The organism is Acidobacteriota bacterium, assembly GCA_020349885.1.
GTDB lineage: Bacteria > Acidobacteriota.
The window spans coordinates 1,910,339-1,931,443 of the sequence record CP070701.1 but is presented as its reverse complement, the minus strand read 5'-3'; the positions used below and the strand labels follow the sequence as shown (position 1 = coordinate 1,931,443).

Below are 21,105 nucleotides of genomic sequence, written 5' to 3'. Positions count from 1 at the left end.
CCTAGCGGCTAGGGGGAGGGCCCCTTCGATCGCGGTCGCTGTCGCGGCGAGGGCGGTCGTCGCGGCGAGGGCCGCGCCCCCGTCCACCGCCGCCGTCTCGTCGAGGGCCGCGTCCCCGTCCGCCGCCGTCCCGGCGGGGGCCGCGTCCCCGCCCCCTGTCGTCGCGCCTGGGCGGCGCGGGAGCCGGCTCGTATCCTTCGGCCGCGCGCTTGCTCAAGCGGAGCTTGCCCTGCTCGTCCTGGGAGATGACCTTCACCTGAATGACGTCGCCTTCCTTGAGAACGTCTTCCACGCGCTCGATGCGGTGCGGCGCGATTTCAGAGATGTGCAGCAGGCCGTCCTTGCCCGGAAGAATCTCCACGAACGCCCCGAACTCCCGCAGGGAGATCACCTTGCCGTCGTAGATTTTTCCCACCTCGGGCTTTTCGACTATCTGCTTGACCCTCCGCATGGCCTCGTTGGCCGCTTTCTCGTCCACCGAGGCGATGAAAACGCGCCCGTCCTCCTCGATGTCGATGGTGGCGCCGGTCTCCTCGACGATGCTCCGGATCATCTTTCCGCCGGGGCCGATGACCGCGCCGATGTCCTCCTTGTCGATCTGGATGACGAGCATCCGCGGGGCGTGGGGAGAGAGTTCCTCGCGCGGTGCGGGAATCGCGGCGTTCATGGCGTCGAGGATCTCGAGCCGCGCCCGCCGCGCCTGCTCGAAGGCCTCCTTCAGGACCTGCGCCGTGACGCCCTTCACCTTGATGTCCATCTGGAGCGCGGTGATGCCCCCCGACGTGCCCGCCACCTTGAAGTCCATGTCGCCGTAGTGGTCCTCGTAGCCCGCGATGTCGGTCAGGATGGCGTAGCCGTCGCCCTCGCCGTCGCCCTCTTTCACCAGCCCCATGGCGATGCCGGCCACCGCCGCCGAAACGGGCACCCCCGCCTCCATGAGGGCGAGGCTTCCCCCGCACACGGTCGCCATGGAGGATGAGCCGTTCGATTCGAGAATGTCCGAGACGACGCGGAGCGTGTACGGAAAGTCCAGCTCCGTGGGAGCGACGGCTCTAAGGGCGCGCTCGGCCAGGACGCCGTGGCCGATCTCGCGGCGCTTCGGCCCGCGCATGAACGCGACCTCTCCGACCGAGAAGGGCGGGAAATTGTAGTGGAGCATGAAGCGTTTCTCTGTTTCGCCTTCGAGGGCGTCCACCGTCTGCGTGTCCGAAGGCGTGCCGAGGGTCACGGTGACGAGCGCCGTCGTCTCGCCTCGGCGGAAGACGGCCGAGCCGTGCGTGCGCGGAAGGACTCCGATGCGGCAATCGAGGTCGCGCACCCGGTCGAAGGCGCGGCCGTCCGTGCGGCGGTGCTCTTTCAATATCACCTCGCGCACGAGGCTCTTTTCGAGCTCGTAAAAAGCGCGTGCGTAAAACGGCTCCTTTTCCTCCCGCTCCTCTTCGGTGAGACCCTCCACGATTTCCTTTTTGAGCAGGCGCGTGGCCTCCTCCCGCTCGCTCTTGACGGGGGTGGGAAGAATCTGCTTGAGCCGCTCGAGCGTCTTCCCGCGCACATCGTCGGCGATCTCCTGCGGCACGGGCGGAATCGGCTCAAACGACGTCTTCTCGACGCCCATCTCCCGGTACATTTCCTTCTGCACCTCGACAATCTTCAAAATTTCCCGGCGAGCCACCTCGATGGCCTCGAGCACCATGGCTTCCTCGACCTCGCGCGCCGAGGCTTCGATCATCACGAGGGCCTCGTCCGTGCCCACCACCACGAGGTCGAGGCGGCTCTCCTCCCGCTCCTTGAACGTGGGACAGACTACCAAGCGGTCCTCGACGAGTCCCACGCGCACGGCCGCGAGCGGGTGCGTGAAGGGAATGCGGGAAAGGTAGAGCGCGGCGCCCGCGCTCGTGATGGCGTGGACGTCGGTGTCGTTTTCCTGGTCGGACGAGAGCACCATGCCGATAATCTGCGTCTCGTAGGCGTAGCCTTCGGGAAAAAGCGGCCGCAGCGGCCGGTCAATCAGCCGGCACGTGATAATCTCTTTCTCGCTGGGGCGCCCCTCGCGCTTGAAGAAGCCGCCCGGGATTTTCCCGGCGGCGTAGGTGTACTCCCTGTAGTCCACCGTAAGTGGCAGGAAGCTCATGCCCTCGCGCGGCTCGCGCTGGGCGCATGCGGTTACGAGGACGACGCTGTCGCCGTAGCGCGCCATGATGGCGCCGTCGGCCTGGCGCGCGAGCCCGGTGGATTCCAGCGTGAGCGTACGGGTGCCGATAGTAATGTCACGTTTGCCCTGGGATGGCATGTTTTTTCAGTTCTCCTTTTGTCCTGTCGGGGAAGATGAGGGGTGGTGGGTGAAAAAGGGCGCCGGCGCCCGCGGCTTACTTGCGCAGCCCGAGGGCCGCGATGAGGCTCTGGTACCGCCCGCGGTCGCGGGAACTGAGGTAGCGCAGAAGATACCGTCGCTGCCCCACGAGCTTCATAAGACCCCGTCGCGTACTGTGGTCTTTCTTGTGCGCCTCCAGATGCTTGGACATGTGCTCGATGCGCTTCGTAAGAAGCGCTACCTGAACCTCGGGGGAGCCGGTGTCTCCGGGCGAGCGCCCGAATTTTTCAACAATTTCCCTCTTTTCCATTCGGTTTCTTTGTTTTTCTCTTTCTTCTTTTTAAGAAAGCAAGCATACCCTCCCTGAGGGACGTTGTCAAGTTTCGGCGGTACGGGACGATTTTTTTGAAGCCGCGCAGGCGCGGGCCCTCCCATTTATTGTGCAGAGAGTCGAGACGAAATTCCGGGCTCCGGGACTTCGTCTAATCCCCGGCTCCCGTCCAGTAGCGCATGACGTCCATGAGGCGCGCGACGTAGCCCCACTCGTTGTCGTACCACGCCAGGACCTTGACCTGCGGGCCGCAGGTGCCGCACATCGGGGCGTCCACTATGGACGAGTACGTCGAGCCCTTGAAATCGACCGACACGAGCTCCGCCCGCTCGACGGCCAGAATGCCGCGCAGCTTTTCCCGCGTCGCTTTCTCCAAGGCCGAAACGAGCGTCTCGGCGTCCTTGGGAGGCTTCGCCACAAGCGCGACCAGGTCGATGAGCGACACCGTGGCCGTGGGCACGCGCACGGCGATGGCGTCTATTTTTCCCTTCATCGAGGGCATCACGAGGCCGATCGCCTTGCCGGCGCCCGTCGTGGTGGGAACCAGGGAAAGCGCCGCCGCGCGGTTGCGGCGCATCTTGCCCCGGGGCGCGTCCACGAGGGCCTGGCCGCTCGTGTAGCAGTGCACCGTGGTCATGAGCGCGCTTTCGACGCCCCACGTCTCGTCGAGAACCTTGAGCACGGGGGCCAGGCAATTGGTCGTGCACGAGGCGTTCGAGACGATGCGGTGCTTTTTGCTAATCTCCTTGTGATTCACGCCGTAGACGACGGTCAGGTCCGCCGCCTTCGCGGGGGCCGAGACGAGCACGCGCTGCGCGCCCGCTTCGAGGCAGCCTTCGAGCGCCTCGCGCGAGTTGTGGAACACGCCCGTCGCGTCGAGCACCGCGTCCACGCCGTAGTCTCCCCAGGGCACGTCCCCGGGCGTTTTTTCACGGTGCGCGGCGATGGCGTGCCCGCCGATCGAGAGGGCCTCTCCTTTCTGCGTGACGTCCTCGGCCAGGACGCCGTAGACGGAATCGTATTTGAGCAGGTAGGCCGTCTCCTCCAGCGAGGCGATATCGTTGACGACTACGACTTCCACGTTGCTTTCGGCGAGCGCCATGCGGACGAAGCAGCGCCCGATGCGCCCGAGACCGTTGACACCGATTCGTTTTTTCTTCATATGCTATATGCTACCCGGAAGGTTCAATGTCTCGCGTGCCACAGTGGATTCGCGCTCCGGCCCCGTCGAGATGAGGCCCACGGGACAGCCGAAAGCGTCCTCGATGTGCCGGACGTAATCGCGTGCGGCCTGCGGCAGGGCGTCGAACCTGTTGGCGCCCTGCGTCTTCGTCTTCCATCCCTTGACTTTCTTGAAGACCGGCTCACACACGGCGAGGACCCGGACTTCGGACGGAAGGTCTTTCAGGGTGGAGCCTTTGTACTTGTAGGCCGTGCAGATGCCGATTTCCTCGAATTCGTCGAGAACATCGAGGAGCATGAGCGCCGCCTGGGTGAAGCCGTTGACCCGCACGGTGTAGGCCCCGGCCACGGCGTCGAGCCAGCCGCAGCGCCGCGGCCGGCCCGTCGTGGTGCCGTACTCTTTTCCGAGGCGGCGGATGGTGTCTCCCGTCTCGTCCTTGAGCTCCGAGGGGAAAGGCCCTTCGCCCACGCGCGTGGAGTAAGCCTTGAAAACGCCGACCACGGCGTCGATCTTGCGCGGGCTCACGCCCGTTCCCGTGCCGACTCCGCCGATGGAAGCGCTCGAAGACGTCACGTAGGGGTACGTGCCGTGGTCGAGGTCGAGAAGCGTCCCCTGGGCGCCCTCGAAGAGCGTATTTTCCTTCGCGTCGTTCAGGAATTTCTGCGTATCTGCGATGAAGGGGCGCATCCGCTCGGCGTGCCCGGCGTACTCGTCGTAGACCGCCTGCGCCTCAAACGGCTCGAAGCCCGCGAGTTTGAAAAGGCGGTTCGCCTGCTCGACGTTCTCAAAAACCTGCTCCCGCAAGGCGTCGAGGTCGCGCAGCACGCCGGCGCGGACGCCGCGCCTTCCGGCCTTGTCCTCGTAGGCCGGGCCGATGCCGCGCTGCGTCGTGCCGATTTTCTGCACCACGGCGGACTCCTCGCGGAGTCGGTCCATCGCGCGATGATAGGGAAACACGAGATGGGCGCGGTCGCTTATCAGAAGCCGCCCCTTCACGGAAAGCCCGGCCGCCTCGATGCGGTCGATTTCCTCGAAAAGCGTCGGCGGGTGGATGACGACGCCGTTCGCGATGACGCACGTGCGGTCGGGCCGGACCATGCCGGAGGGCATAAGGTGAAAGAAGTGCGTCTTGCCGCCGAAGCTCACGGTGTGGCCGGCGTTCGCGCCCCCGTTGAAGCGGACGATAATTTTAAAATGCTCGCCCAGCCAGTCCACGACCTTCCCCTTCCCCTCGTCGCCCCACTGTCCGCCCAGAACGGCCAAGCGATAGCTCATGCGGCACTCCCGAGCCGAGCCGTTTCCGCCATGCGAATCATGTTTAAAGACATCCGTTCCGAGAATCCCTCAAAGCGAGAGGGGCTCTCCCGCGAGCTGTTCGTAAGCATCGAGGTAGAGCCGCTGCGTGTTTTTCACCACCTCGTCGGAGAGCATCGGCGCGGGCGGCTTGCGGTTAAACGCGATCGAATCCAGGTAATTGCGCACGTACTGCTTGTCGAAGCTCTGCGGCAGCGCCGCCCCGGGGCGGTATTCCTCGGCGCGCCAGAAGCGCGACGAGTCGGGCGTGAGCGCCTCGTCGATGAGAAAGAGCTCACCGTCGCGCATCCCGAACTCAAACTTGGTATCCACCAGAATGAAGCCGCGCGAGGAGGCATAATCTGCCGCATGGCGATAGATCTCGATGCTCAAGCTGCGAAGGCGCTCGGCCAGCTCGGCCCCCAGGAGGCGCTCCACCTCGGAAAAAGAAATGTTCTCGTCATGCCCAGTGTGCGCCTTGGTCGCGGGCGTGAAGAGCGGCTCCTCCAAGCGCTCACCCTCGCGCAGCCCTCCGGAAAGCGCGATACCGCACACCGCGCCCGTTTTCTGGTAATCCTTCCATCCCGAGCCCGCCAGGTAGCCCCGCACGACGCATTCGACCTCGACAGGCTCCATCTTCCAAACCAGCATGCTGCGCCGATGGAGGGTGTCGTAGTGGGGTGTAAGCATTTTCGGATAATCGGAAACCTGGGCGCTTACGAGATGATTTTTAACGACGTCCTTCAGCTGCTCGAACCAGAGGAGCGACATCTGCGTAAGCACGATTCCTTTTCCGGGAATGCCGTTCGGCATTATGACGTCGTAGGCCGAGATGCGGTCGGTGGCGACCATGAGGAGCTGCTCGCCGAGGTCGTAGATGTCGCGCACCTTGCCGCGCCGAAAAAGCGGCACGTCGTCGATACGGGTTTCGAGAAGGGCGTCTTTCATGGGTGGGGTTCTCCAAGCATAGCGTTCGCGACGGCCACGACCGACTCGCCGAGCGCCTTCAGATCGTAGCCGCCTTCGAGGGTAAAGAGTACGGGAATCTCTCCGGCACGCCCGAGCACCATGGAGGCCATCCTGCCGAAGCCTTCCGTCGTCACACGCATGCCCGCAAGGGGGTCGCGGACATGGGCGTCGAAGCCGGCCGAGACGAATACCATGGCAGGGTTGACGCGCTCCCAGAGCGGCGGAAGGTCGTCGGCCAGGGCGGCCAGGTATTCCGAGTCGCCGCAGCCGGCAAGGAGCGGGACGTTCGCCGTGTAACCCTTGCCCTCGCCTCGGCCAGTTTCATCGCGCGCACCGCTTCCGGGGTAAAAAGGATACTGGTGCACGGAGAAATAGCCGACCGCCGGGTCTTCGTAGAAAAATTCCTGGGTCCCGTTCCCGTGGTGAACGTCCCAGTCCACGATAAGAATTTTTTTAAACCCTTTCCGCTGCGCGTAGCGGGCGGCCAGGGCCACGTTGTTAAAAAGGCAGAAGCCCATGGCGCGAGTCGGCGTGGCGTGATGCCCGGGAGGCCGCGCGAGCGCAAGGACCCGCCCCACCTCGCCGCGCTCCACCGCGTCCACGGCCGCAAGGAGCCCCCCCGCCGCATGGCACGCCACCTCGAACGACCCCTCGCCGATGTACGTGTCCGGGTCGGCCATGCCGCCCCCGTTTTTAGACATTTCCCGCACGAAAGCGCAGTGCTCGCTCGTGTGCACGAGCTGCAGGTCGTCGAGGGTGGCGCGCCGCGGATAAATCGTCTGAAATTCCTTGGCGAGCCCCGAGCCCTTAAGCGCCTGAACGATGGCCTTGAGCCGCTCGGGGTTCTCGGGATGCCGCTGCCTGCAATAGTGCCTCAAGTATTCCGAGGAATAAAGGAGGCCCGACGCTTGCGTCGGAACGGCGCGGGGCATGGTTCGCAGGGAAGTTGCCATGTTCTTTCGGTGCACGCAGAAGCTCGATTTTAGCATGCGCTTTGCCTGCAGGCAAGGGTAGCGAGGCAGGCGGAGGGAGTCAAACGCCCACGCGCGCCGCGGCGCAATTTTTTCGAAGAGCCATGCGCGTTGACAGCCCTCCTTCGGCATGCTACACTGCTCACTCTGACAAGGAGGATGCAGACATGGCGAATCATGTACGACGTTGGGCGAACCGGACCGCGCTTGCGGGATTTTCTCTCATCCTCGCGGCGTTTCCCGCTTATGCGGACGTGTTCGGTGATACGGCGAAAGGAAACGTCTACCTCGAGGCCTACGGCGGCTACTTCACGGGTGACCGCGAGGAGCTGGACAAGATAGAGACGAATCTGGAAGGGGATGTCACCTACGGCGTCCGCGGAGGGGGGTTCTTCCTCGACCACTGGGGCGCCGAGGTCACGCTCGGTTTCGTGGAGAGCAAAATCGAGAGGGAGTTTCAGCCTCCCGTCGAGACCGACACCAACGCGTGGCTTTTTGAAGGCACGCTGTTTTACGCCATTAATCCCTTCTCGAAGGGCATGCTCACTCTCGGCGGCGGGGTCGGATATATTAATATTGATTCCGAAATTGCTCCCGAACTCAAACTCCCGTCGGGAGAGGAACCGAACGAAGGCGCACTCGTGCTCCATGCGAGCGTTTCCCTCCGCATCAGGCCCGGGCAGCACTTTTATTTTCGTCCCGACGTCCGCTACCGCTTCGTCCGGGACGTGAAGTTCGGGGCCGTGGAAGATAAGAATTTGGACACGTTCGAAGGAACCCTGGCTCTGGGCTGGAAGTTCTGGTAAGAAACAAGGAGCAACGAACCCCCAAGAAAGGCAAGGAGCAACGAACCATGAAACACACAAAACACCCCGTGCATTCCGTTGCGCTTGCGGCCATGGCCGTCTTGGTGTTTATGGCAGCCCCGGCGGTTGCCGAAGTCACGGAGGACACCGCGCACCTCGAAGGCGGCCTCGGCTACTACGTCGGCGACAGCGTCGACATATACACTGAGGAATTTGAAATCGAGAGCGATCTCCTCATCAACGTCCGCGGAGGCTGGTTTTTCACGGAACGCTGGGGATTGGAAGGCCAACTCTGGCGAGCCGACACGGAGGCGACCTTGAGCGGTCCTTTAACCACATTTCTTTTCGGAGGTGACATCTCTGGCGATGTGACCGTTTGGGGTCTCGACGCGAGCGCCGTGTACTGCACCAACCCGGCGGGAAAACATAACTTCCTTGTTGTGGGCGGCGTCGGCTATTCCTCCGCTGAAGACGAGGCAGGCGACGACGAAGGGTCCCTCACGCTGAACCTCGGCGTCGCGGGAAGAATCAACGTCACGGACAACTTCTACGTCCGCCCCGATGCCCGCTATCTCTACGTCAACGACATCATGGACGAGAGCTTCAACAATTTCTTAATCACGGTAAACGTAGGATGGGTGTTTGGAGGATAATAAGTGGAGAAAGTGTGCTGAAGCGATTCCTGCCATTAAGCCTCGTCGTCCTGGCGCTTGCGGCGGCCCCGGCGCTTGCCGAAGTCACGGAGGGCGACTGGTATCTCGAGGGCGGCCTCGGCTACTACATCGGCGAGGGCGACGACACCAAAACCGACGAGGGATTCCCTGATGAACTTGAAATCGAGAACGATTACCTCATCAACTTCCGCGCGGGTTGGTTTTTGGCGGAAGACAGGGGCGTGGAAGGCCAGCTCTGGTATTCGGAGACGACCGGCACTAGGACGTTTAGCGCCACTTTTACCGGTGGTATCAGACATATCGCGTTGAACTTCGACACGAACGTTTACGGCTTAGACGTGGGTGTCATTTTCTGTCTCAACCCGCCCAGGAAACATAACCTCTTTGTCGTGGGCGGCGTCGGCTACGCAAATCTCGACATGTCTGGAGTCGAGGACGAGGACACTATCACGGTGAACGTTGGCCTTGCGGCCAGGATTTCTATGACGAGACACTTTTACTTCCGCCCCGATGTTCGTTACCTTTACCTGAGCGGCATCGATTTCAAATTCCGCGAAGGTGACAGCAAGCTCAACAATATCTTGATTACCGTGAGCACCGGATGGGCGTTTGGTAAGCAGAAAGAAGAGTAGAAAAGTTGTGATGATTCGATTTCTTTGCTTGAGCCTACCCGTAGCGCTGGTGTTCATGGCGGCCCCGGTGCTTGCCGAAGTCACGATGGGCACTTGGTACCTTGAGGGCGGCACCGGTTACTTTTTCGGCGACAGTGACAGCGAAGTCAAAGCCGACACCGAAATCATAGTTACCGACCCGGGACCCCCTCCTGTAGAAGTAGAAACAAAATATAAGATCGAGGCCGAGGCGAAAATTGAGAACGGCTACCCCATCAACTTCCGCGTGGGCAGGTTTTTCTCGAAGCATTGGGGGGTGGAAAGCCTGTTGTGGTTCTTTCCCACGGAGCTCACCGGCAGCGTTGGGGTGGACGGCGTTGCTGTGACCGCGGGTACCGGTGAGGCGCGCCCCTACGGCAAGGGGTTCACCGACAGCGTTGAGGTGGACATGGCGGGTTTCGACGGGAGCGTCGTTTACTGTCCCAATCCGTCCAGAAAAATCAATTTTCTTCTGCTAGGCGGCTTAGGCCTCATGAGCACTGAATTGTTTGAGGGATCCAGAGGCACCGGCGCTTTTACTCTGCACGTTGGCGCTGCGGCCAAGATTTTTTTGACAGACAGACTTTATATCCGCCCCGACGTCCGTTACTTGAGTGTGGGGGAATCAATACGATGTTGCCCTTTTCGATACATTAACAGCATCGATTTAGACTTCGACGTTTACGGCCTCGATTCGATAGAGCGGGCGAAAGAATATCTTGAGGACGAGTCAGACTTCGACATTAGCGGCCCCGGTTTTGACTTCGACGAAACACATAGTCTTAATTTCACCACCGCCACTGTGAGTATCGGATGGGTGTTCGGTAAGTAGAGAAAAGAGTAGAGAAGTTGTGATGTTTCGATTTCTTCGCTTTAGCCTCCCCGCCGCGCTGGTGTTCATGGCGGCTCCGGCGCTTGCCGAAGTCGGAGCAAAGACCGGGTACGTCGAAGGCGGGGTGGGTTTCCTCGTCGGTGACAGCGACGACGGCACCGATCCAATCCTAGGGTACGGAGAGGCGAGGCTCGAAAGCTCTCCCCTCATCGATTTCCGTTTCGGCGGATTTTTCACGGAACACTTCGGAATGGAAGGCCAGGTCTGGTATTCACCGAGCGATCTCGAGTTTGAATTTCAGGGGGCGGAGTTGGGCAACCTTGACGTCGACATTTGGGGGTTCGACGCCAGCATCGTCCTCTGCCCCAATCCGTCCGGAGAGTACAATTTTCTCGTCCTGGGCGGCATCGGCTACCTGAACGGCGACATAGACTTAAACATACCTGGAGAAGACAGCAGCGAGAGCGAGGACTCCACCACACTGCACGTTGGCGCCGCGGGGCGAATCAACGTCACGGACAACGTTTATATCCGCCCCGACGCCCGCTACCTTTACGTTGAGGGCTTCGACCTTTTTGGCTCCGGTAAGGAGAGCCGGCTCAACTTTTTCACGATTTCCGTGAACGTCGGATTTATTTTTGGTAAATAGCTCTGGAATACAGAAAGCAGCCTATGAGTCGGGTCCTTTGCCTAAGCCTCGCCCAGGGAAGTTTCCTTGTTGCCATGGTCGCGCTGGTGTTCATGGCGGCTCCGGTGCTTGCCGAAGTCGAAGCAAAGACCGGGTATGTTGAGGGCGGCGCCGGGTACTTCCTCGGAGACGGCGCGAGCGGTACGTTCCTCGGACAGCCGGCGAGAGCGGAAATTGAAAACAGCCTCATGGTCGGCGGCCGCGGGGGCATGTTCTTTACGAATAACTGGGGTCTCGAAGGCTGGCTCGCTTATTCTCCCGCAGAAGTGACCCGGTCGGCCTCCGCCCTGGGCTCCGGGATCGACGACATGGCCATTTTGTTTCTTGATGCGAGTGCCGTATACTGTCTCAATCCGTCCGGAGAGAAGAACGTTCTCCTGCTGGGCGGCATCGGCTATATGCAAGCTCGTATCGAAGGTTTCAACAGTCAGAGCTCACCGACGTTGCATCTCGGCGCCGCCGCCAAGCTTTTCCGCACGGAGAGTTTTTACATCCGCCCCGACGTCCGTTACCTCTACGTGGACGGCGTCGATTTCGGCTTCGACGGCGGCAAAAAAAATCAACTTAACTCGTTTGCACTGTTCCTGACAATTGGCGTGGAGTCCCGCAGGATTTGAAGTTGTGGCGATTCGATTTCTTCGCTTAAGCCTTATCACAGGGTTTGCGCTCCTGGCGGCCGGCCCTGCGCTCGCGCAGATAGAAGTGTGGCCCTCGCACTTGGAGATTCTTGGGGGCTACAATGCAAGCAAGGAACTGGACGGGGCAACGGTGTTCGGTGTCCGCCTCGGAGGCGTGATACGCGATCCGTTGGGGGCCGACGTTTCTGCGAGTTTCTTAAAAACAGACGTTTCAGAAAACTGCTCTATGTTTGATGACGCGGATCCGGAGTGTCGCCGTATAAAGGAAAAAGTCCACCGCTGGGCCATCGACGCTTCCGTTGTGCGATACCGGAAAAAGCCCGAAACCAAAACGTGGTTCGCCGCCTTGGGCGGTGTCGGCTTCGCTTCGACCAGGGTAGAGCGTGCGATAGACCTTTCAGAATTTTTAAGCCAAGGCGTCATAACTGAGGACGATTGCGTCTTCCTTGTCGGAAGCCGGACATGCACCGCAGGGGAAGTCCAGACGGACAATTCCGTTTCCTTCCACGCCGGCATTGCGGCGAAGTGGTTCTTCGGCAAACGCTATTACGTCCGCCCGGACATACGGGCGCGCATGGTCGCGGACGGCGAGTACCGCAGGGGCTGGGAAGGCAGCGTCGCCATCGGCTTCGTGTTGAGAAAACAAAAGTAGCGGGCGCCGCCGCCCGCGCGAAAGGGGGGGCCACGGTCGCCTAGTGTAATGCACCTTACCACGGGGGGCATCAAACCGTTTGACTTCCTCGGAGGCATGGAAGTGCTGCATGTGCCGAAGGTGCCGCAGGTACAGACCGCACATTCCGCACCCCTGGCCTGTCCGCCAGGACAAGCTCCCGCACTTTCAGCACGTTCGTCGAATGCGGTAACCTCAAAACGACTTTGCGCCTGCTCTGTTGAAAAAACCCCATTTCCCCCTTTACCCAAGGGGGCACGTTAGATACCCTGCAAACAAAGCGAGGGGGGCTTTCCGCGGTCGCTTGGGGACGGCGTTCGCGCTATAATGAGGGATGTTCGCCAAAGGAGAATCCTTCGGCAAGTACCAAATCCTTGACGTACTGGGAAGCGGCGGCTTCGGCACGGTCTACCTTGCGGAGGACAGCATGATCCAAAAGAGGATGGCCTTGAAGGTGCCGCACGAGCAGACCCGCGAACTCGAAAAACTCCTCGCCGAGGCCCGTCTCCTCGCCCGCCTGGACCATCCTCACATCGTTCGCGTGTACACTGCCGACATCGTGAACGAGACCTTTTTCATTGTCATGGAATACGTCGAGGGGGAAACGCTCATGGACCGCCTCAAGAACGGGAAAAAACTTCCCGTGGAAGACGCGGTAGACCTGCTTATCCCCATTGGCGAGGCTGCCGAATACGCCCACCGAAAGAATATCCTGCACCGCGACATCCGCCCCTCGAACATCCTCGTGGAGGCCGCGAGCGGGGTGCCGAAGGTGGCTGATTTCGGCACCTCGCGCCTCCTCGACGCCGTGCCGTTTGCGAAGACGCGCATCGGCTCGCCGCCGTACATGCCGCCTGAGCAGTTCGACGGGCGCGCAACCTATGCTTCCGACGTCTACGCCCTCGGCGTGATGGCGTACCGCATCATGAGCGGAAAGCTCCCTTTCTTCAGCGGTGAAGTGCGCGAGCTCGAGCAGATGATTAAGCGGGAGGCGCCCGTGCCGCTGCATCTACAGGAGCGCTCGGTGCCGAAGCGCGTGAGCGACATCGTCATGCGCGCCATGGAGAAGGACGTCAAACAGCGCACGCCGAGCGCGGCTGCGCTTGTGGCGGACCTTCACGACGCCGTGGAAAAGTCTTACCGCACCCCGGAAATCGAGGAGATTCGCACCCGCATCCTGGAGCGCGAAAAGCCGCGGAGCGGAACCTGCTGGAACTGCAAGAAGCCCATTCCCGCACGCGCCAGGGCCTGTCCCCACTGCCAGTCGGAACAGTAGCCTTGCCGTGCGTTGGAAAGAGCATCTCAACGAGCAGCAACTGGCCGCCGTCGAGGCGACTGAGGGGCCGTGCCTGGTGCTCGCCGGCGCCGGAACGGGGAAGACGCGCGTCATCACCTACCGCGTCGCCTACCTCATCCACGAGCGCGGCGTCGCGCCGGAGCGCATCCTCGCCGTCACGTTCACGAACAAGGCCGCGGACGAGATGTCCGAGCGCGTGGTGCGCCTCCTGGAAAAAATTCCCCGCAGGCCGTGGGTGAGCACGTTCCATTCGCTCGGCGTGCGCGTCCTGCGCGCCCACATCGAGCGCCTGGGACGCCCGCGTGACTTCGTCATCTACGACGAGGCTGACCAGCGGAGCCTCATGAAGGAGACGCTTGAGGCGCTCGACATCGGCGAGGCGTACTTCGAGCCGCGCGGGGCGCTCGAGGCCGTCGGGCGCGCCAAGGACAAGCTCCTTGCGCCCGGGGACGTCCGGGAGCGGGCCTCGGAGCCCCGCGAGAAGCTTCTATCCGACCTCTACGAGGGCTACCAGGAGCGCCTCCGCGCCGCGAACGCCCTCGATTTCGACGACCTCCTGTTCCTGACGGTCCGCCTGCTGCGCGAGCACAAGGACGTTCTCGCCCATTACGCCGAGCGCTTCCACTACGTCCTCGTGGACGAATTTCAGGATACGAATTACAGCCAGTACGAGCTCATGCGCCTTCTCGCCGAGGGCCGACGCAACCTTTGCGCCGTGGGCGACGAGGACCAGAGCATCTACCGCTGGCGCGGCGCCGAGATCGGAAATATTCTAAAATTCCGCGACGAGTACCCCGACGCGACGCTCGTAAAGCTGGAGCGCAACTACCGCTCGACGGACGTTATCCTTCAAGCCGCCTCCGCGGTTATTTCCCAAAACCGCGAGCGCATCGGAAAGACGTTGTGGAGCGACCGCCCGGGCGAGCACAAGATTGTCACCCACGCCGCCCTGACCGATTTGGCCGAGGCGGCCATCGTCGCGGACGAAATCTCCGGCCTGCGCGCGCGATACCCCTACGCCGAGATGGCTGTGCTCTACCGCACGAACGCCCAGTCGCGCCTCATCGAGGACTCCCTGATGCGACGCCGGATTCCCTACCTCGTGGTGGGCGGCCTTCGGTTCTACGAGCGCAAGGAAGTCAAGGACATCCTCGCCTACCTGCGCTTCCTGCTCAACCCGAGCGACGATGTCAGCCTGCGCCGCATCCTGAACGTTCCGCCGAGGGGCATCGGCGCGAGAACGTTCGGCCGGCTGCAGGACATCGCGGCGCGCGAGCGCCTTTCCCTGTGGGAAGCCGTCCGGCGCATGCTGGAGGGTGACGAGCCCAGCCCCAGGGAGCGAAACGCCCTGACCGCTTTCTCGGAGCTCGTCGGGCGCCTGCGCGACGAGGCCCTTCCCCTTCCACTTCCCGAATTAATTCTCTCGGTCCTCGAAGCCACGGAGTATTACAATTACCTCGAAAAGGAAGATTCCCGGCGCGCCGAGGAGCGGCGCGAGAATTTGCAGGGGCTGGTTTCGAGCGCCGCCGACTTCGTCGAGCTCGCCCAGAGCCCGGAAGAGGGGCGGGAGCCGCGGGAAGCGAGCCTCGTTTCCTTTCTCGACCGCGTGGCGCTCGTCTCGGACGCCGACCAGGTGAACCCGGAGCGCGGCGTCCAGTTGATGACGCTCCACTGCGCCAAGGGGCTCGAGTTTTCCGTGGTGTTCGTGGCGGGCCTGAACGACGGCCTCTTTCCCCACGCGCGCTCCAGCGAAACGCCCGAAGAGCGCGAGGAGGAGCGCCGCCTTTTCTACGTCGGCATGACCCGCGCCAAGGACGTTCTCATCCTGACGAGCGCCGAGCAGCGGCGCGTGTTCGGCCAGGACACGACCTTCGACCCCTCGCCCTTTTTGGAAGAAATTCCAGACGAGTGCCTCGAGCGCCCCGCGCCCGCCGCCTCAATCGAGCCGGAAGACCAGACTGCGGGCGGCGCCCTGTTCGAGGAGGAGGTTTTCTCGCACGACGCGCCCGCCCCGCGCGCCCACGCGGGGATGAGCATCTACCACAAGCAGTACGGGCGGGGTAAAATTTTAATGGTGGAATCGTCCGCACATGGGGAAAAGCTTACCATCGAATTCCAGCGCGACCGCAAGCTGAAGAAAATTCTCGCCCGGTTCGTGGAACTGGAACCGTCGTAGGGGCGATTCGTGGCGCAGCGCAAGGAACGACTCGACGCGGCGCTTGCACGCAGGGGACTCGCGCCGACGCGCGCGAAGGCGCAGGCCCTGGTCATGGCGGGCGCCGTGTGGGTGGACGGCGTGCGCGTGGAGAAAAGCGGTGCGAGCGTCGCCCCGGACGCGGTCATCGAGGTCAGGGACAAGCCGCATCCTTACGTCGGTCGCGGCGGCGTGAAGCTGGAGGCCGCTCTCGACTCGTTCGGCGTCACCGTCGAGGGGGCGCGCTGCCTCGACATCGGCGCCTCGACGGGCGGCTTCACGCACTGCCTGCTTCTTCGCGGTGCGGCGCACGTCACGGCGCTCGACGTCGGCAAAGGGCAGCTGGACGCTTCGCTGCGCCGCGACCCCCGCGTCGCGGCGATCGAGGGCGTCAACGCGCGCTACCTCGACGAGGTGGAGTTCGAGGAGCCGTTTGATCTCGTCGTCATGGACGTTTCCTTCATTTCCGTGCGCAAAATCGTTCCTCACATCCACCTTGTCCTCAAGGAGGGCGGAAGCGCCGTCGTCCTCATCAAGCCCCAGTTCGAGCTTAAGAAAGGCGAGGTCGGCAGAGGCGGCGTCGTCCGGGACGGGGCGCTGCACGAGCGGGTGCTTCGTGAAATCTCCGAGTTCCTCGGCGAAAAGGGCTTTAACGTTCGCGGCATGCTACAATCTCCTATAGAAGGGGCCGACGGGAACAAAGAGTTTTTCGTGCATTTCGGCGGCGAAAAATGAATATGAAACTCATGAACAACCGTGCCCCTTCGGAGGTTTCGACATGATAAAACCGAAACCCGTTCGAACGCTCGGCGTCATGGCCAAGCAAAAGCAGCCGGCCGGCTCGCTTTTGAGAAAGCTCATTTCGAACACCCGAAAGCGCGGCCCCGCGCTGGTTTTTGAGGAGGAGACGGCCAAGTGGGCGAAACTGAAAGGCGTGTCGACGTTTGCGCGCTCCGCATTCCCGAAAGGCCTCGACATGCTCCTCGTCCTTGGGGGCGACGGAACGCTTCTCAGCGCGGCGCGCGCGGCCGTGGGCCATCGCTGCCCCATCATGGGCGTCAACGCCGGAGGCATGGGCTTTCTGACGAGCGTCCGGCGACAGGAAATGCTCCCGGCCCTCGACGCCCTGCGGAGAGGGAGATACCTGATAAGACCCCGCGGAATGCTCACGGTCCGCCTCCTGCGCAAGCGCAAGGTCGTCGGGACGCACCACGCGCTCAACGACGTCGTCGTGCACAAAAGGGACATCGCGCGCCTGCTTTCCGTGGATTTACACGTGGGCAGCCGCTTTCTCGCAACGTGCAGCGCCGACGGCATCGTCATCTCGACGCCCACGGGCTCGACGGCCTACTCGCTCGCGGCGGGGGGGCCCATCGTCTACCCCCATATGAGCGCCTTCGTCATCACCCCCATTGCCCCGCACTGTCTTACCTTCCGCTCTATCATCATCTCGGATCTATTGCCCATCAACATCACCCCGTCCCCCGAAGCGCCGGATGTTTTCCTGACGCTCGACGGCCAGATTGCCGTTCCCATGGAGCGCGGCGACTCTATGCGCGTCCAGCGCAGCCGCCACAAGACGTACCTCGTCCGCCTCGAGGAACAGGATTACTTCAGCGTCCTCAGAGAGAAGCTGCACTGGGGGAAACGCTAAGCCCTCGGCGGCCGGAGCCGTCCTTTTTTCCATGGCCGGTTCCCGGATGCCTGAAACGGGCCCGTGATTCACAATGCCCAGCCGCCGAGAAAAATCCCCCTCCGCTCCGTTCCCGAAAGAGGCGCGCTTTCTGTCGCGCTCGCCCGGGGAGACGCGACGCCTGGGCGCAAGGCTCGGCGAAGCGCTCCGGGCCGGCGACCGCGTGCTTCTGGTCGGACCGCTCGGGGCCGGAAAGACGCTCTTCATCCGCGGGCTGGCCGAGGGTCTGGGCGTCCGGGACGCGGACGAGGTGGTGAGCCCCACCTTCATCCTCGCCCAGCGCTTTGCGGGACGCGGCGGCCTGGCTCTCCACCATGTGGACCTCTACCGCATCGAGACTCTTTCCGACTGGCACGGCGCGGGCCTCGACGAGATTGCCGCGGACGAATCTAGCGTCGCCGCCTTCGAATGGGGCGAAAAAATTCCTTACGCCCTGCCCGGCGCTTTTCGCGTGACGATCCGCCTCGGGAAGAAAGAGACGGAGCGGGAGATAGAGATAGAGCGCGGGGCGATGTAAAATAATCGAGGTGCCATGAAAAAGCACGCCTCTTTTCTCCATAGAAAAAAGCCCGCCATGGCTATGCTCTGGATTGCTGTCGCGGCGGCAGCGTGGTCGGCCGCGCCGACAGAACAGAGAAAAACTCTCGAAGAGCTTCAAGAAGCCGTCGCCCAAGAGCCGAGCGCCCCCCAACGTCATGCCGATCTCGGCGACCACCTCTTGGAGACGAATCGCTTCGAGGAAGCCGCTGCCGCCTACCGTCAGGCATCGGAGCTCGGCGGGGATTATACGGCTAGGCGGGGCATTTTCTACGACGGGAAGCTCTACCTCAAGGAAGTCTATAGCGGTGGCTTCATGAGAGACCGTCCGATCGAGACGGCCTACCTGCTCGCGCTTGATCCTAAAGAGGGAAAGGTGCTTGAACGCCACCGCCTTCCAGGCATTGCAGAATCTTTTGTCATAAAAAACGACGCCGTCCATATCACGTACCACGTCTCGGGAACGAAGGGTTCAGAGGCCGTGATCATATTCTCCCGCGGCGCGTTCGACCGACCCATTTGGTACGGAGGCAATCTTCTTGCACGACTGAACTCGATGCGCGGCGGGCAAATTCTTGCCTCGAACTTTGGCGGCGATCTTAAAACGAGAGAGTATGTTTCCGGCGCGAAGTTTGACTCGCGGCCCGAGGAATTCTACGACGACGCTCCCAAAACGCTCGACGAACTCGAAGCCGCCCTCCGCGAGGCCATCGAAAGGGACCCGACGCAACCCTGGCATCTGTTCTATCTCGGACAGACTCTCTGGTCGCAGGAGCAAGGTGAGGAAGCGGAAAAGATATGGGAAGCCATGTTCACCGAGGATTATCCCGCCATTCCTTACTATGAATACGCGTGGATGGCGAATTACTATGAGCGCCTCGGCCAGCGGACGTGGGCCGACCGCTCCTTCGAGGAGGCGCTCAGGCGCCGCAGGCGAATTCCGCAGCCCATCGAATGGTGCACGCTTGTAGAGCGGCTCATTAATATTCCCTTCGTCCGCGCCGCGGCGTGGGCGAGCCAAAAAGGCGTGGACCCCGAGCGCCAGCACCTGTGGATAGAGCGGGCGCGGGAAATCTCTGGCGTCTGCGAGGCGGACGAGTTCGCGGCGGCGGCGTGGGAGAAGCATTTTCGGGAGCGGGGAGAAACGGTAAAAGCCGAACGGGAAGCGGCGTTCTTTGAAATTGCTCGCAAGCATCCATCAAACACTGTCCAGAGTCTCGCCCATCTCGACTATACCTTAAGCGTTCTTCTCGGCACGAAGTTTGGAGTGCTCTGGTGTTGGCTAGGCTTACTCGGATACGCCGTCCAACGCAGGTTGCTAGAACAAGATCTACAAACCCAAACTGAGAAATCGCCGTGGCACGTCCTGTGGGAAGCTTGGTTAGGAATTCAATCTATCCTACGGAAAGGGCTGAACCAGCTACCCCGATGGGCAATAGTTTCGCTTCTCAACCTGGCCCTGGTGCTCCTTGTGTGGGGAGTTGCCTACTTGATCATCCTTAAATACCTTCGCATCACAACCCTTCTTTTGATGCTCCTCGTCGCGGCCATTCTCCTTTTGTTTCTCGGCTTCCTCTATCATCGGAGCGTTTCCCTGCATTCCCTCATCAGTGCGCTGACTTCCAAGGAACGCGTTGCCGTCCTCTTAAGTGCGCTTTCTTTCCTCGTTTCAGTGATTGCGTTTATTGCACTGGAACACCGCATTGTGACTAGTTGGGGAACGTCCATCGGAGTGATGGATTCTCTTGGACACACCGCGTTCGTTCAGAGCCTTGAAAAACACTTAGAGAGTAACAACACAGGCTCCGTTCGCTACGCGGCAGCCGTCGTCAACCACATGGCCGGAAATGTCGAGCGATCGATCGAACTTTACGAAGCGCTCCCCGACAATCCTCACGCCCAAGCAAACCTCGCTGCGCTTCGGGCAGGTGATACCGTTCTTTCAAAACCGCTTACGGCAGAAGCGCTGTTTCAAGCCTACGGCTCCACGCTGAGAAACCTGCAACTCCATGATTTGTGGAAGCCCCCGAAAGGAGTCATCATACCCTTCCGGATTGAAGCTGCGGTAGTCTTCATCGTCTTGCTCGCCTTGGCTGCAGCGTTTCTGCTGATCCCTTCGGAAGCGCCCCAAACCGAATGGCGACCGAAGACCCGTGCCCAGCGCTTCTATTGGAAAGGATCGTTGCTGCTCATTCCCGGCGCCTACGACATGGAACGTCGCTCTCCCATCCTAGGCTGGTTCCTCGTAACTTGTTTTCTATTCTGCCTTTGGTCAATTACCCTCACATTATTTGCTTGGCAGGCCAATCCCGCAAGCACTGGAATGTTCACAATGTTCGGAATTCCCAACCTCCTCGACGCCTTTCCTTATCCCCATGCCATAGCCGAAGGCCAAGACTGGCAGGGCGTTTATCGCTGGGACATTTTCGGGGCCTGGAGCGGCGCGAAAATTTTCTGGCCCGTCGTGGTGCTCGCAGGCGTTTTCTCCCTCGGGGTTCACGTCTCCCGCCTCCGCCGAATTTGGAATTTGTAGCAGGAAATTAAAAATATGGCGGAGAGAGTGGGATTCGAACCCACGAGGCCACTTTCGCAGCCTACGCGCTCTCCAGGCGCGCCCCTTCAGCCACTCGGGCATCTCTCCGACTCACCATCTGCGGCAGCCTATCCCGACGGCTTCCCCGTCGGGACCCCTTCAGCCACTCGGGCATCTCTCCGACTCACCATCTGCGGCAGCCTATCCCGACGGCTTCCCCGTCGGGACCCCTTCAACCGCTCGGGCATCTCTCCGCAGAGCACATGCTTTGATATGGAATGCTGGCGGAGAGGGAGGGATTCGAACCCTCGAACCCGGTCACCCGGATTAACTGCTTAGCAGGCAGCCCGATTCAGCCGCTCTCGCACCTCTCCGCAGAAAGAATGCTCGCACCGCCTACCGAATATCAGGATAAAAGGATACCTTCCTCATGTCAACGAAAACGAGTCTTGGGGTAGGATTCTTGAAGAATCTTTGCTATACTGCCCCATCGTTCCAAGCTGGCTTTTGGAAACCTGTGGGTTGGGTTATGAGAAGGAGCCATTGACGCAAATCTTCAATTGGAGGTTCAAAATGAAAAAAGCGACCATCTTTACGATTCTCTTGGGAATCCTCGCACTTGCTGCATGGAGCGACGACCCGTTGGCGTGGAACCGGGCAGACCCGAGCGAGCCGCCGGCCTCGGTGACGCCCTTCGACTCGAGCGAGCGCGAGGTGTCGACTCCCGTCCCCGCTCCCGCTGAGGAGCCTCCCGCCGAGGAGCCCCCCGCTGAGGAGCCTCCCGCTGAGGAGCCTCCCGCCGAGGAGCCTCCCGCCGAGGAGCCTCCCGCTGAGG

The 21,105-nt window shown here is 61.5% G+C and carries 20 protein-coding genes and 2 tRNA genes; 14 read left to right on the top strand and 8 right to left on the bottom strand.

What is annotated here, in order from left to right; genetic code table 11:
• Window position 1: 1 nt before the first annotated feature.
• The 6 genes from pnp to JSV08_08255 all read right to left on the bottom strand — a co-directional run bounded on the left by pnp (window position 2) and on the right by JSV08_08255 (window position 7,019).
• Entirely contained in the window at window positions 2-2,290 is a 2,289-nt protein-coding gene (gene pnp, locus JSV08_08280; GenBank protein UCF80492.1) for a polyribonucleotide nucleotidyltransferase, read from the bottom strand.
• Window positions 2,291-2,366: 76 nt separating this feature from the next.
• Window positions 2,367-2,621 (bottom strand): 30S ribosomal protein S15, encoded by a 255-nt coding sequence (rpsO, locus tag JSV08_08275; protein UCF80491.1) that lies wholly within the window; start codon window positions 2,619-2,621, stop codon window positions 2,367-2,369.
• A gap of 172 nt (window positions 2,622-2,793) precedes the next feature.
• The gene (gene gap / locus JSV08_08270; GenBank protein ID UCF80490.1) at window positions 2,794-3,804 is read right to left on the bottom strand and encodes a type I glyceraldehyde-3-phosphate dehydrogenase; all 1,011 of its coding nucleotides are present in this window, start codon (window positions 3,802-3,804) and stop codon (window positions 2,794-2,796) included.
• A 3-nt stretch (window positions 3,805-3,807) separates the two neighbouring features.
• The gene (locus tag JSV08_08265) at window positions 3,808-5,100 is read right to left on the bottom strand and encodes an adenylosuccinate synthase (protein UCF80489.1); all 1,293 of its coding nucleotides are present in this window, start codon (window positions 5,098-5,100) and stop codon (window positions 3,808-3,810) included.
• Between the two features lie 69 nt (window positions 5,101-5,169).
• Window positions 5,170-6,066, bottom strand: a complete 897-nt coding sequence (locus JSV08_08260; GenBank protein ID UCF80488.1) for a phosphoribosylaminoimidazolesuccinocarboxamide synthase — start codon at window positions 6,064-6,066, stop codon at window positions 5,170-5,172.
• Window positions 6,063-7,019 (bottom strand): histone deacetylase, encoded by a 957-nt coding sequence (locus JSV08_08255; protein UCF81867.1) that lies wholly within the window; start codon window positions 7,017-7,019, stop codon window positions 6,063-6,065. The genes JSV08_08260 and JSV08_08255 overlap by 4 nt, the downstream gene beginning before the upstream one ends.
• 206 nt (window positions 7,020-7,225) lie before the next feature.
• Here JSV08_08255 and JSV08_08250 point away from each other — a divergent pair, with 206 nt between their 5' ends.
• From JSV08_08250 to JSV08_08190, 13 genes are all read left to right on the top strand, one after another.
• The gene (locus tag JSV08_08250; GenBank protein ID UCF80487.1) at window positions 7,226-7,864 is read left to right on the top strand and encodes an outer membrane beta-barrel protein; all 639 of its coding nucleotides are present in this window, start codon (window positions 7,226-7,228) and stop codon (window positions 7,862-7,864) included.
• 47 nt (window positions 7,865-7,911) lie between these two features.
• The gene (locus tag JSV08_08245) at window positions 7,912-8,517 is read left to right on the top strand and encodes a porin family protein (GenBank protein UCF80486.1); all 606 of its coding nucleotides are present in this window, start codon (window positions 7,912-7,914) and stop codon (window positions 8,515-8,517) included.
• A gap of 14 nt (window positions 8,518-8,531) precedes the next feature.
• Entirely contained in the window at window positions 8,532-9,170 is a 639-nt protein-coding gene (locus JSV08_08240) for an outer membrane beta-barrel protein (protein ID UCF80485.1), read from the top strand.
• A 7-nt stretch (window positions 9,171-9,177) separates the two neighbouring features.
• Window positions 9,178-10,020 carry a hypothetical protein gene (locus JSV08_08235; protein ID UCF80484.1) on the top strand — a complete coding sequence of 281 codons (843 nt, stop codon included), beginning with the start codon at window positions 9,178-9,180 and terminating at the stop codon, window positions 10,018-10,020.
• Window positions 10,021-10,039: 19 nt separating this feature from the next.
• Entirely contained in the window at window positions 10,040-10,669 is a 630-nt protein-coding gene (locus JSV08_08230; protein UCF80483.1) for a porin family protein, read from the top strand.
• A gap of 23 nt (window positions 10,670-10,692) precedes the next feature.
• Complete coding sequence (locus tag JSV08_08225; protein ID UCF80482.1) at window positions 10,693-11,325, top strand: outer membrane beta-barrel protein; 633 nt, start codon at window positions 10,693-10,695, stop codon at window positions 11,323-11,325.
• A 247-nt stretch (window positions 11,326-11,572) separates the two neighbouring features.
• Window positions 11,573-11,998 carry a hypothetical protein gene (locus JSV08_08220; protein UCF80481.1) on the top strand — a complete coding sequence of 142 codons (426 nt, stop codon included), beginning with the start codon at window positions 11,573-11,575 and terminating at the stop codon, window positions 11,996-11,998.
• Between the two features lie 352 nt (window positions 11,999-12,350).
• A complete protein-coding gene (locus JSV08_08215; GenBank protein UCF80480.1) occupies window positions 12,351-13,292 on the top strand; it encodes a protein kinase in 942 nt (313 codons plus the stop codon).
• Window positions 13,293-13,299: 7 nt separating this feature from the next.
• Window positions 13,300-15,489 (top strand): UvrD-helicase domain-containing protein, encoded by a 2,190-nt coding sequence (locus JSV08_08210; GenBank protein ID UCF80479.1) that lies wholly within the window; start codon window positions 13,300-13,302, stop codon window positions 15,487-15,489.
• Window positions 15,490-15,498: 9 nt separating this feature from the next.
• Window positions 15,499-16,242 carry a TlyA family RNA methyltransferase gene (locus JSV08_08205; GenBank protein UCF80478.1) on the top strand — a complete coding sequence of 248 codons (744 nt, stop codon included), beginning with the start codon at window positions 15,499-15,501 and terminating at the stop codon, window positions 16,240-16,242.
• A 43-nt stretch (window positions 16,243-16,285) separates the two neighbouring features.
• Entirely contained in the window at window positions 16,286-17,161 is an 876-nt protein-coding gene (locus tag JSV08_08200; GenBank protein UCF80477.1) for an NAD(+)/NADH kinase, read from the top strand.
• 73 nt (window positions 17,162-17,234) lie between these two features.
• Window positions 17,235-17,717 (top strand): tRNA (adenosine(37)-N6)-threonylcarbamoyltransferase complex ATPase subunit type 1 TsaE, encoded by a 483-nt coding sequence (gene tsaE / locus JSV08_08195; GenBank protein ID UCF80476.1) that lies wholly within the window; start codon window positions 17,235-17,237, stop codon window positions 17,715-17,717.
• Between the two features lie 15 nt (window positions 17,718-17,732).
• Window positions 17,733-20,270, top strand: a complete 2,538-nt coding sequence (locus JSV08_08190; GenBank protein ID UCF80475.1) for a hypothetical protein — start codon at window positions 17,733-17,735, stop codon at window positions 20,268-20,270.
• A 16-nt stretch (window positions 20,271-20,286) separates the two neighbouring features.
• Here the strand turns inward: JSV08_08190 and JSV08_08185 are convergent.
• Window positions 20,287-20,378: transfer RNA gene (locus tag JSV08_08185), tRNA-Ser, on the bottom strand.
• A gap of 174 nt (window positions 20,379-20,552) precedes the next feature.
• A tRNA-Ser gene (locus tag JSV08_08180) sits at window positions 20,553-20,644 on the bottom strand.
• Between the two features lie 199 nt (window positions 20,645-20,843).
• Between JSV08_08180 and JSV08_08175 the strand changes: the two genes are divergently transcribed.
• Window positions 20,844-21,105 (top strand): hypothetical protein (locus JSV08_08175; protein ID UCF80474.1); only part of this gene is annotated, 262 nt, incomplete at its 3' end.